Annotated in this window: 8 protein-coding genes; 4 read left to right on the plus strand and 4 right to left on the minus strand. The window is 56.7% G+C overall.

The genetic code is table 11. The features are described 5' to 3' along the window. Positions 1–77 precede the first annotated feature (77 nt). Positions 78–992: a LysR family transcriptional regulator gene (locus GHO32_RS23910; RefSeq protein ID WP_153336334.1), complete on the plus strand. Its 915-nt coding sequence runs from the start codon at positions 78–80 to the stop codon at positions 990–992. Positions 993–1050: 58 nt separating this feature from the next. On the opposite strand, the gene GHO32_RS23915 is transcribed toward GHO32_RS23910, so the two are convergent. Beyond that, complete coding sequence (locus GHO32_RS23915; RefSeq protein WP_048366460.1) at positions 1051–2004, minus strand: adenosine deaminase; 954 nt, start codon at positions 2002–2004, stop codon at positions 1051–1053. A 224-nt stretch (positions 2005–2228) separates the two neighbouring features. Here GHO32_RS23915 and GHO32_RS23920 point away from each other — a divergent pair, with 224 nt between their 5' ends. Further along, a complete protein-coding gene (locus GHO32_RS23920; RefSeq protein ID WP_153336335.1) occupies positions 2229–3314 on the plus strand; it encodes a calcium:proton antiporter in 1086 nt (361 codons plus the stop codon). A gap of 36 nt (positions 3315–3350) precedes the next feature. Here GHO32_RS23920 and GHO32_RS23925 read toward each other — a convergent pair whose 3' ends face one another. The 3 genes from GHO32_RS23925 to GHO32_RS23935 all read right to left on the minus strand — a co-directional run bounded on the left by GHO32_RS23925 (position 3351) and on the right by GHO32_RS23935 (position 6084). Further along, on the minus strand, positions 3351–4034 hold the full coding sequence (locus GHO32_RS23925) for an SDR family oxidoreductase (protein ID WP_153336336.1): 684 nt from the start codon (positions 4032–4034) through the stop codon (positions 3351–3353). Positions 4035–4516: 482 nt separating this feature from the next. Then, positions 4517–5119, minus strand: coding sequence for a YigZ family protein (locus tag GHO32_RS23930; protein WP_153336337.1), 603 nt, complete (start codon positions 5117–5119; stop codon positions 4517–4519). A gap of 44 nt (positions 5120–5163) precedes the next feature. Beyond that, on the minus strand, positions 5164–6084 hold the full coding sequence (locus GHO32_RS23935; protein ID WP_123751261.1) for a LysR family transcriptional regulator: 921 nt from the start codon (positions 6082–6084) through the stop codon (positions 5164–5166). A 123-nt stretch (positions 6085–6207) separates the two neighbouring features. Here GHO32_RS23935 and GHO32_RS23940 point away from each other — a divergent pair, with 123 nt between their 5' ends. Both GHO32_RS23940 and GHO32_RS23945 read left to right on the plus strand, forming a co-directional pair. Beyond that, the gene (locus GHO32_RS23940; RefSeq protein ID WP_153336338.1) at positions 6208–7557 is read left to right on the plus strand and encodes an aspartate aminotransferase family protein; all 1350 of its coding nucleotides are present in this window, start codon (positions 6208–6210) and stop codon (positions 7555–7557) included. 81 nt (positions 7558–7638) lie between these two features. After that, positions 7639–9132: a CoA-acylating methylmalonate-semialdehyde dehydrogenase gene (locus GHO32_RS23945; protein ID WP_123751263.1), complete on the plus strand. Its 1494-nt coding sequence runs from the start codon at positions 7639–7641 to the stop codon at positions 9130–9132. Positions 9133–9324 lie beyond the last annotated feature (192 nt).

Consider the following 9324-nt stretch of genomic DNA (forward strand, 5'->3'; position numbering starts at 1 on the left):
TTAACCATTTCACTGAGCGATAAAACCGGCTAAAACGGCAGTCTCTTTCAATGTTTTTTTGATAATGGTGGCGATGAATGCTGCGCTTCGATGACCTGCAACTGTTTGTGCGTGCTGCTGACTTGGGCAGTTTGTCGGCAGCAGCGCGGGTGATGGATTTGTCGCCAGCAGTGGCCAGTGCAGCCCTCAAGCGGATCGAAGCGCAGTTAGGGGTTCGATTGTTGGCACGTTCTACGCGCAGTTTGCGCCTGACGGCGGAGGGGCAGGGCTTTCTCGACTATGCGCGAACGGCCTTGAGCAGCCTGGATGAAGGGCGCCGCCTTTTAGCCCGTGGGCAAGATCAGGTGAGCGGGGTGTTGCAGTTATCCGCGCCGTCAGACTTTGGACGTAACCTGTTGTTGCCCTGGCTGGACGCGTTTCAGCGAGAACACCCGCAGTTGACCGTACGTCTATTGCTGGGCGACCGGATTGCCGATCTGTTCCGCCAGCCTGTGGATATCGCCCTGCGTTACGGTGAGCCGGAAGACTCCAGTCTGGTGGCGCTGCCGGTTGCCACCGACAACCGCCGCGTACTGTGCGCATCACCCGACTATTTGGCGCGCCGAGGCGAGCCGTGTCAGCTTGAACATTTGCTGCAACATAACTGCCTGCTGTACATGCTCGGGACGCGCGTGCATGACCATTGGCAATTTAACGACGGTAAGCGCGAGCTGGGGCTGACGGTGAGCGGTGACCGTTTTAGTGATGATGCCGATGTGGTGCGTTTGTGGGCGATTGCCGGGGCGGGGATTGCGTACAAGTCGTGGCTGGACGTGGCGCAGGATGTGGCGGCGGGCAGGCTCAAGGTGTTATTGCCGGAGTTGACGTGCGAGCGTGCGCCATTGAATTTGCTGTGCGGGCATCGCGCTCAGTTGAGCAAACCGGTGAAGCTGCTGCGCGACATGCTGATTGAGCGGTGTGCGGGGTTGGCGGGGCAGCGTAGTGCCCTGTAGGGCAAGATCAAAAGATCGCGAGCAAGCTCGCTCCTACAGGGCCGGGGTTGCCGGGTTTTTACGGTTTGATCAGGCGGGCGTCGAGGCTATTTTGCGCCAGGCGCTTGGCTTGGTCCTGGGTCATGCCCAGGTCGGTGTACAGCGCGTGGAAGTTCTCGGTCACGTAACCGCCGAAGTAGGCCGGGTCGTCGGAGTTGACGGTGACTTTCACGCCGCGCTCGAGCATGTCGAGAATGTTGTGTTGCGACATGTGATCGAACACGCACAGTTTGGTGTTGGACAGCGGGCAGACGGTCAGCGGGATTTGCTCGTCGATAATGCGTTGCATCAAGCGCTCGTCTTCAATCGCGCGTACGCCGTGGTCGATACGCTGGATTTTCAGCAGGTCGAGGGCTTCCCAGATGTACTCCGGCGGGCCTTCTTCGCCGGCGTGGGCCACGGTCAGAAAACCTTCGTGGCGGGCACGGTCAAACACGCGCTGGAACTTGCTCGGCGGGTGGCCCATTTCTGAGCTGTCCAGGCCTACGGCGACAAATGCATCGCGAAATGGCAGTGCCTGGTCGAGGGTTTTTTGCGCTTCTTCTTCGCTCAAGTGGCGCAGGAAGCTCAGGATCAAGCCACTGGTGATACCCAGTTGCTGTTCGCCGTCTTTGAGTGCAGCGGCGATGCCATTCAGTACCACTTCAAACGGTACGCCACGGTCGGTGTGGGTTTGCGGGTCGAAGAAGGGTTCGGTGTGAATGACGTTCTGAGCCTTGCAGCGCAACAGGTAAGCCCAGGTCAGGTCGTAGAAATCCTGAGAGGTGCGCAGTACGTCCGCGCCTTTGTAGTAGAGGTCGAGAAACTCTTGCAGGTTGTTGAAGGCATAGGCCTTGCGCAAGGTTTCAACATCGTTCCAGGGGAGGGCGACTTTGTTGCGCTCGGCCAGCGAGAACAGCAACTCGGGCTCTAGAGAACCTTCAAGGTGCAGGTGCAGTTCTGCTTTTGGCAGGGCGTTCAGCCAGTCATACATATTCGTTTTTCTCATCAGATCAGGTGCAGATGGCGGCATTCTACAGGCGTCGGACGACACAGCTTGTAAAAATGCCCCCGCCATTTGTCGCACCAACTGCGTTTAAGCGGCCAGTCCGACCCTTCTAATGGCGTGCCTGTGAACTAAGATGTAACGAAACGTTAGTGAGTTTTGGCAGTCTGTGACCTCACAACGTGTATTCGACTCTCGGCAAAAGGCCTGCGATGCTGACTCTATTGAAAGATGAAAAACTCCTCCTCCTGGCGGTGGCGATGGTCTGTGTGGCTTTCCCGCTGGAGCATTGGTTATTGGGCAGTGGCCAGGCCACGGCGCTGATCGGGGGCTTTGTCCTGATTGCGGCCATTGTCTGCGCTTCGATGCGGGTGGCGCATCACGCTGAGGTCTTGGCTGAAAAGGTCGGCGACCCTTATGGGACGATGATTCTTACGCTGTCTGCGGTGCTGGTAGAAGTGGTCATCCTGGCCATCATGATGAGCAACGAGCCGTCGCCGACCTTGGTGCGTGACACGATTTATTCGGCGGTGATGCTCGATATCAACGGCATCCTCGGTTTGGCCGCGCTGATGGGCGGGATCAAACATGGTGAGCAGTCCTACAACGACGATTCGGCCCGCACGTACAGCGTGATGATTCTTACCGCCATGGGGGTGTCGATGGTGGTGCCGGAATTTATCCCTGAGGCCGACTGGAAAATTTACTCCGCCTTCACCATTGGCGCGATGGTGCTGCTGTATGCGGTGTTTTTGCGCATGCAGGTGGGGCCGCACAGTTACTTTTTCAGTTACAGCTACCCGGAAAAAAAAGGCCGCAAGCGCGAGCCAGAAGGGGCGCAGACCAATGTAAAGCTGTCGATCGCCATTCTTGGCTTGGGCGTGATTGTGATCGGTGCGCTGGCGGAGGTGATGTCCAAGGCGCTGGACCTTGGCCTTGAGGGGACGGGCGCGCCGCCGGTGATGACGGCAATTGTGGTTGCGGCCATCTCGGCGGCACCGGAAATTCTGACGGCGCTACGGGCCGCGTTGGCCAACCGCATGCAGTCGGTGGTGAATGTGGCCTTGGGCGCTTCGTTGTCCACGGTGATTTTGACGGTGCCGGCCATGGAGGCGATGGCGCTGTATACCGGCCAACCCTTTCAGATGGCGATGACCCCGGTGCAGACGGTGATGGTGCTGATCACGCTGGTGGTGTGCGCGATCAATTTGAATGACGGTGAGACCAATGCCATTGAGGGCATGACGCATTTCGTATTGTTTGCCACGTTCATCATGTTGTCGCTGCTGGGGCTTTAAGCGATGGGCAGCCTGTGACGGCTGCCCTTCACACGGCTACCAGGGAATGGTCTGACCCTTGTAGTCGATATAGTGATGACCGCCTTTACCGGCATACGCATAGAGCTGTTCGACGATGCCGCGGATGCTGGTGTCGACGTCAATGTCGCCGGTGCCGCCGGTCAGGTCGGTTTTGACGACGCCCGGGTGGATGGAAAGCACGGTTGGTCGCGGCTCCGGGAGTTGCGTCACAAAGGTGTTGGTCAATGAATTGAGCGCGGCCTTGCTGGCTTTGTAGAGTGCGAGATACGGGGCGTTGGGATTGGTGATGCTGCCCAGCCTTGAGCTCATGAATGCCAGCACGCCATTGTCCTTTGTGATACTGCCGACGAAGGCTTGGGCCACATTAACGGGGGCCACGCTGTTGGTCAGGAACAATTGGCCAATGTCGGTGAGGCTGGCGGCCCCGGAGGTTTGATCGTCCGGGCCTTTGATGCCGGCGTTAATAAAAACCAGGTCAAACACGTCTGCGTTCAAGCGTTGGTGCAGGGCGTTGATGGCTTGCAGGTTGTCGATGTCGAGTTGCTCGACCTGCACGTTATCCAGTTTTTTTAAGGCCTCTGCGCGCTGAGGGTCACGAACGGTTGCGGTTACCTGCCAGCCGTCATGGGAAAGCGCTGTCACCAGTCCCAGACCCAGCCCACGCGAGGCGCCTACGATTAGTGCTTTTTTTGCTGCCATGAATTTGCCCTCTTTAGCGTTAAGGAAGTCACCGTTAGCTGTTTGTACGCCTTCCCCGTGCGAGTGCCCAGCGCTTGTGTGTGCGCTCTCATCAAATGGTGAGTAGGAACAATAGGCAGGCAAAGGTCAGGTGATGGTCTTGAATGACTGTAATTGATTAAAAAACGCACAAGATTAAGTAAGCGTTATGGGGGCTGAATCGCCGGGGACTTTGCACGGGTTATCCACAGGTTGTTCCACAGTATCTGTGCGCAACTTCAATGCACAGGTATAAGCACTGCATCCCTTTGTTCTAACCGCGATATGCAGCGCTAACGTATTGTTTTGTCGGTGTTTTTCTTAAAGTACGGCTGATTTGGATAAAAAACGTACAAATGGCTGGAAGACCCGTAATAAAAGGGCTGCAGCCGAGTGTGCTCAGGTTATCCACAGTTGGGTGCACAGTGATTGTGGGCAAGTGGTGAGGCGCAGGTTATTCACGCTTACGCGTCGCTGTTTGAGGTGTCCCGGTGCAACAGGATTCTGCCGCGACTGATGCCGGCCAGTTGTTGCTGCAGAGCTGGAATGTGTTCTTCGCCCAGCTCGAGCTGTAGATCAACGCCATTGGCGGTAAAGGTTTCTTGGGTGAGCAGGCCATCCAGTTCGGCCAGACGCAGCTTTACCAAGGCCAATTCACTGAAATGGCAGGTGCATTGCAGGGGGACGCGGCTGATGAGCGGGAGTTTCTCTGCCGCTTGCAGGCATTTGTTGGCGCCACCGCCATAGGCGCGCGCGAGCCCGCCGGTGCCGAGTTGGATGCCGCCGTACCAACGGATAACCAGTACCACGACTTGATCGCAGTCTTGCGCCTCAATCGCCGACAGGATCGGCCGCCCTGCGGTGCCACCGGGTTCGCCATCATCGCTGCTGCGGTATTGGGCGCCGAGTTTCCAGGCCCAGCAGTTGTGGGTGGCATTGAGGTCGCTGTGTTGTTCGATGAAGTCTTGGGCTTGCTGGGCGCTGGTAATTGGGGCGGCCAGTGTAATGAAGCGGCTTTTGCGGATTTCTTCGCGGTATTCGCAAAGGCCGGTGAGGGTCGATGGCATGTGGGTTCCGAACATTGGCTGGAGGCTTGAGGCCGCCGTTTACGTTAGCGCGTCGTTTCCAGGCTCTCAAGGAAACTTTCCAGCACCAGATGTGGCCGCCGACCTTTGCGGGTGACCGAGGCGAGGCTTAAGTCATAAAAACGCGTTTTGGCTTTCAAGGCGCGCAGACGGCCTTGTTGTACCCAGAAGCTGGCGTAGTGATCGGGCAGGTAGCCGATGTAGCGCCCGGTCAAAATCAAGAACGCCATGCCTTCTCGGTCCGATGCGCTGGCGGTGCAGTTGAGTGCCTGGTAGTGCGCCTGGATGTCGGCTGGCAGGCGAAAGGTCGGGGCAATGGCGTCCTGGTCATTAAGGCGTTGGTCTTCCAGTTGCCGATCATCGACATAGAACAGAGGGTGGCCGACGGCGCAGTAAAGCAGTGAACGCTCGCTGTACAGCGGCTGATATTCAAGCCCGGAAAGTGCGCTGGCTTGGGGAACGACGCCTACATGGAGGCGGCCGTCGAGCACGCCTTGTTCCACTTCGTTGGGGGCGATCATACGAATGTGGATTTGCACGTCAGGCCCGCGTTCCTTGAGTTGTGCCAGCGCATGGGTGATACGCATGTGGGGCAGGGTGACCAGGTTGTCGGTGAGGCCAATGGTCAACTCACCGCGCAGGTGTTGGTGCAGGCCGTTGACCTCGGTACGAAAACTTTCCAGTGCGCCCAATAACTGCAGCACTGACTGATACACCTCGCGGCCTTCTTCTGTCAGGGAGAACCCGGCTCTACCTCGTTGGCACAGACGTAAACCGAGGCGTTGTTCGAGGTCGCTCATCTGTTGGCTGATGGCCGAGCGGCCAATCCCGAGCACGGTTTCTGCGGCTGAGAAACCACCGCATTCCACGACACTGCGAAAGATACGGAGCAATCGAATATCAAAGTCGCTGACTTGTGCCAGTGCATCGGGACGACGGGTGCTCATAGTTTAGTCCGGGCCTAACTAAAGGTTAGAAGAGTTGGATTTCATCGACTTTATAGCCGTGGCAATTTAGCTGCAACAACGCTTTCAATCCCACGCCGCTTTCTGCTTTGCGAGGTTTTGCCGATGAACATGCCCGAAAATGCCGAAATCTCAGTGACTAGCCAGCTCAAGCTGGATGCTCACTGGATGCCTTACACCGCTAACCGTAACTTCCATCGCGATCCACGCTTTATCGTCCGCGCGAAGGGTAGTTACCTGACGGATGATAAAGGTCGGCAAATCTACGATTCGCTGTCAGGTCTGTGGACCTGTGGTGCAGGGCATACCCGCACAGAAATCCAGGAAGCCGTGGCCAAGCAGCTGGGCACCCTCGATTATTCGCCTGCGTTCCAGTACGGGCACCCGCTGTCGTTCCAGTTGGCAGAGAAAATCACCTCGCTGACCCCAGGTAATCTGAACCATGTGTTTTTCACTGACTCGGGTTCTGAGTGTGCGGATACCGCGGTGAAGATGGTGCGGGCTTACTGGCGTTTGAAAGGCCAGTCGACCAAGACCAAGATGATTGGCCGTGCCCGTGGTTACCACGGGGTGAACATTGCCGGCACGAGCCTGGGCGGTGTGAACGGTAACCGTAAGCTGTTTGGCCAAGCGATGAGTGATGTTGATCACTTGCCGCACACGCTGTTGGCGAGCAACGCGTTCTCACGCGGCATGCCGGAGCAGGGTGGTATTGCGCTGGCTGATGAGCTGCTTAAGCTGATTGAGTTGCATGATGCGTCGAATATCGCGGCGGTGTTTGTGGAGCCTATGGCAGGTTCGGCCGGTGTGCTGGTGCCGCCTCAGGGTTATCTGAAACGCCTGCGTGAAATCTGCGATCAGCACAACATCCTGTTGGTGTTCGATGAGGTGATCACCGGGTTTGGTCGTACAGGCTCGATGTTTGGTGCTGACAGCTTCGGTGTAACTCCAGACTTGATGTGTATTGCCAAGCAAGTGACCAACGGCGCGATCCCAATGGGCGCGGTGATTGCCACCACTGAGATTTATCAGACGTTCATGAATCAGCCGACGCCTGAATACGCGGTTGAATTCCCACACGGATATACCTATTCGGCTCACCCAGTTGCGTGTGCTGCGGGCCTGGCTGCGCTGGATCTGCTGCAAAAGGAAAACCTGGTGCAGAGCGTGGCTGAAGTCGCGCCTCACTTTGAGAATGCGATCCATGGTTTGAAGGGCGTGAAAAACGTCATCGATATTCGTAACTATGGCTTGGCGGGTGCCATTCAAATCGCCCCGCGTGATGGCGATGCGATTGTTCGTCCGTTTGATGCGGCGATGAAATTGTGGAAGGCGGGTTTCTACGTACGCTTTGGTGGCGACACGCTGCAGTTCGGCCCAACCTTTAATAGCAAGCCGCAAGACCTGGATCGTTTATTCGATGCGGTCGGTGAAGCGCTGAACCAGATTGACTGATCCTTCTATCTATAGAAGCGGTTTTGGGAATAGAGGCAGGCGCGCAGCGTTCGCGCTTGTGGACAACTTTTTGGAGCACCCATGAGCACCATTCAACATTTCATCAATGGCGAATTTCTGAGCGACTCTGGTCGTACCGCTGATGTGTATAACCCGTCGACCGGTAAAGTGATTCATCAAGTACCGCTGGCCAGTCGCGAAACCATTCAAAAAGCTATCGACTCAGCCAAGGCTGCTTTCCCGGCCTGGCGCAATACGCCACCGGCCAAGCGTGCTCAGGTGATGTTCCGCTTCAAGCAGTTGCTGGAGCAGAACGAAGCGCGCATCTCCCAGTTAATCAGCGAAGAACACGGCAAGACCCTGGAAGACGCTGCGGGTGAACTGAAGCGCGGGATTGAGAACGTTGAGTTTGCGTGCTCTGCGCCAGAAATCCTGAAAGGTGAATACAGCCGTAATGTAGGACCGAACATTGATGCATGGTCGGATTTCCAACCGCTGGGTGTGGTTGCAGGCATTACGCCTTTCAACTTCCCGGCCATGGTTCCGCTGTGGATGTACCCGCTGGCGATTGTGTGCGGTAACTGTTTCATCCTCAAACCGTCGGAACGCGATCCAAGCTCTACGTTGTTTATTGCGCAGTTGCTGCATGAAGCCGGTCTGCCCAAGGGCGTGCTGAGTGTGGTGCATGGTGACAAAGGCGCTGTGGATGCGTTGATTGAAGCGCCAGAAGTTAAAGCGCTGAGTTTTGTAGGTTCAACGCCGATTGCTGAATACATTTATGCCGAAGGCACCAAGCGCGGCAAGCGTGTGCAGGCGCTGGGCGGGGCGAAGAACCACGCGGTGCTGATGCCGGATGCGGATCTGGATAACGCTGTGAGTGCGCTGATGGGTGCGGCTTACGGTTCTTGCGGCGAGCGTTGCATGGCCATTTCGGTTGCGGTGTGTGTTGGCGATCAGGTTGCGGACGCGTTGGTGGCCAAGCTGGTACCGCAAATCAAGGCGCTGAAAATCGGTGCAGGCACTTCGTGCGGTCTGGACATGGGGCCTTTGGTCTCGGGGCAGGCGCGTGACAAGGTCAGCGGCTATGTCGAGGATGGTGTTGCTGCCGGTGCTGAGCTGGTCGTCGATGGTCGCGGCTTGAGCGTGAAGGATCACGAAGATGGCTTCTTCTTGGGCGGCTGCCTGTTTGATCGTGTGACGCCGCAGATGCGCATCTATAAAGAAGAGATCTTCGGTCCAGTGCTGTGCATCGTGCGGGTTAATAGCCTAGAAGAGGCGATGCAACTGATCAACGATCACGAATACGGTAACGGCACCTGCATCTTCACCCGTGATGGTGAGGCGGCTCGCCTGTTCTGCGACGAGATCGAAGTGGGGATGGTCGGGGTGAACGTTCCGTTGCCAGTGCCTGTGGCGTACCACAGTTTTGGTGGTTGGAAGCGTTCTCTGTTCGGTGACCTGCATGCCTATGGTCCGGACGGTGTGCGGTTTTATACGCGCCGCAAGGCGATCACTCAGCGTTGGCCGCAACGTGCCAGCCATGAAGCGTCGCAGTTTGCATTCCCGAGTCTGTAATTTGAGTTGCTGCTGTATATAGAAGAAGAGAGGCCGGCCGTTAGGCTGGCCTCTGCTTTTATGGCTTTTGGCGCGTTATGACAGAATTATGAATTTAGGGCTTGACTCAGAATATTAGCGGCCTATAATTCGCACCACTTCCGGCGCAGTCGAAACGGAAAACTCCTTGAATATCAACGAGTTGGATGGTTT

Source organism: Pseudomonas sp. FSL R10-2189, from assembly GCF_009600325.1.
Taxonomy (GTDB): domain Bacteria; phylum Pseudomonadota; class Gammaproteobacteria; order Pseudomonadales; family Pseudomonadaceae; genus Aquipseudomonas; species Aquipseudomonas helleri.

Coding starts and splice junctions, on each gene's coding strand:
- GHO32_RS23920 (WP_153336335.1), top strand. CDS start 2,229: ATGCTGACTCTATTGAAAGATGAAAAACTCCTCCTCCTGGCGGTGGCG.
- GHO32_RS23940 (WP_153336338.1), top strand. CDS start 6,208: ATGAACATGCCCGAAAATGCCGAAATCTCAGTGACTAGCCAGCTCAAG.
- GHO32_RS23915 (WP_048366460.1), bottom strand. CDS start 2,004: ATGTATGACTGGCTGAACGCCCTGCCAAAAGCAGAACTGCACCTGCAC.
- GHO32_RS23935 (WP_123751261.1), bottom strand. CDS start 6,084: ATGAGCACCCGTCGTCCCGATGCACTGGCACAAGTCAGCGACTTTGAT.
- GHO32_RS23945 (WP_123751263.1), top strand. CDS start 7,639: ATGAGCACCATTCAACATTTCATCAATGGCGAATTTCTGAGCGACTCT.
- GHO32_RS23930 (WP_153336337.1), bottom strand. CDS start 5,119: ATGCCATCGACCCTCACCGGCCTTTGCGAATACCGCGAAGAAATCCGC.
- GHO32_RS23910 (WP_153336334.1), top strand. CDS start 78: ATGCTGCGCTTCGATGACCTGCAACTGTTTGTGCGTGCTGCTGACTTG.
- GHO32_RS23925 (WP_153336336.1), bottom strand. CDS start 4,034: ATGGCAGCAAAAAAAGCACTAATCGTAGGCGCCTCGCGTGGGCTGGGT.